2 protein-coding genes are annotated in these 1,049 nt (G+C 45.4%); both read right to left on the bottom strand.

Annotated elements, in window-relative coordinates; translation table 11 throughout:
• Window positions 1-241: 241 nt before the first annotated feature.
• A complete protein-coding gene (locus tag B9T16_RS28870; protein WP_234933705.1) occupies window positions 242-439 on the bottom strand; it encodes a hypothetical protein in 198 nt (65 codons plus the stop codon).
• Window positions 440-826: 387 nt separating this feature from the next.
• Window positions 827-1,049, bottom strand: a 223-nt coding sequence (locus tag B9T16_RS28865; protein WP_410246412.1) for a hypothetical protein, incomplete at its 5' end; no start/stop codon positions are given.

The raw sequence follows: 1,049 nt of genomic DNA, 5'->3' as shown, positions 1-1,049 counted from the left end.
ATTAGGATATCCCCCTGCAATAGAGCCATGGGAATTTCATACCTGATTGGTATTTACATGGCTAACCACAATTATACTTGGCTCCCCATATAACCTSCCACNCCWCWTGTKWAAAAAAWGCGATCGCACCCTTTCCCAACACTCCCTAAAACCCGCCCCCAATCACCAGTTTAGGCAATCCTAAAAAAACTCTAAAAATCTCAGTTTTTTCTCTTGACAAATACCGGAGCTTGACCTACCATTAAAGAATGGTAAACCGTGCCGACATATATAATGGTTTTTTGAGCCTATAGCTCTGGGTAGTAGGTTGGGTGAAACCCAACAGCGGTGAGATGGTGGTGTTGGGTTCCCCTCCTCCACCCAACCTACTTAAATAGGCTATATAACCTGCCACCCTCATGGTTAAAAAAAGCGATCGCACCCTTTCCCAGAACTCCATAAANCCCGCCCCCAATCACCAGTTTAGGCAATCCTAAAAAAACTCGAAAAATCCCGATTTTTCCCCTTTACAAATACCGGAGCTTGACCTACCATTAAAGAATGGTAAACCGTGCCGACATATATAATGGTTTTTTGAGCCTATAGCTCTGGGTAGTAGGTTGGGTGAAACCCAACAGCGGTGAGATGGTGGTGTTGGGTTCCCCTCCTCCACCCAACCTACTTAAATAGGCTATATAACCTGCCACCCTCATGGTTAAAAAAAGCGATCGCACCCTTTCCYAACACTCCCTAAAACCCGCCCCCAATCACCAGTTTAGGCAATCCTAAAAAAACTCTAAAAATCYCAGTTTTTNCCYCTTGACAAATRCCGGAGCTTGACCTACCATTAAAGAATGGTAAACCGTGCCGACATATATAATGGTTTTTTGAGCCTATAGCTCTGGGTAGTAGGTTGGGTGAAACCCAACAGCGGTGAGATGGTGGTGTTGGGTTCCCCTCCTCCACCCAACCTACTTAAATAGGCTATATAACCTGCCACCCTCATGGTTAAAAAAAGCGATCGCACCCTTTCCCAGAACTCCATAAACCCGCCCCCAATCACCAGTTTA

Origin of the sequence: Arthrospira sp. PCC 8006 (assembly GCF_046480465.1) — a bacterium.
Classification (GTDB): domain Bacteria; phylum Cyanobacteriota; class Cyanobacteriia; order Cyanobacteriales; family Microcoleaceae; genus Limnospira; species Limnospira platensis.
The sequence above is the reverse complement of the archived record's forward strand: the minus strand, read 5'-3'. Positions and strand labels throughout refer to the sequence as shown.

What these genes read in the sequence shown, in the direction of transcription:
- B9T16_RS28870 (WP_234933705.1), bottom strand. Translation starts at nt 439, where the DNA reads ATGGAGTTCTGGGAAAGGGTGCGATCGCTTTTTTTAACCATGAGGGTG.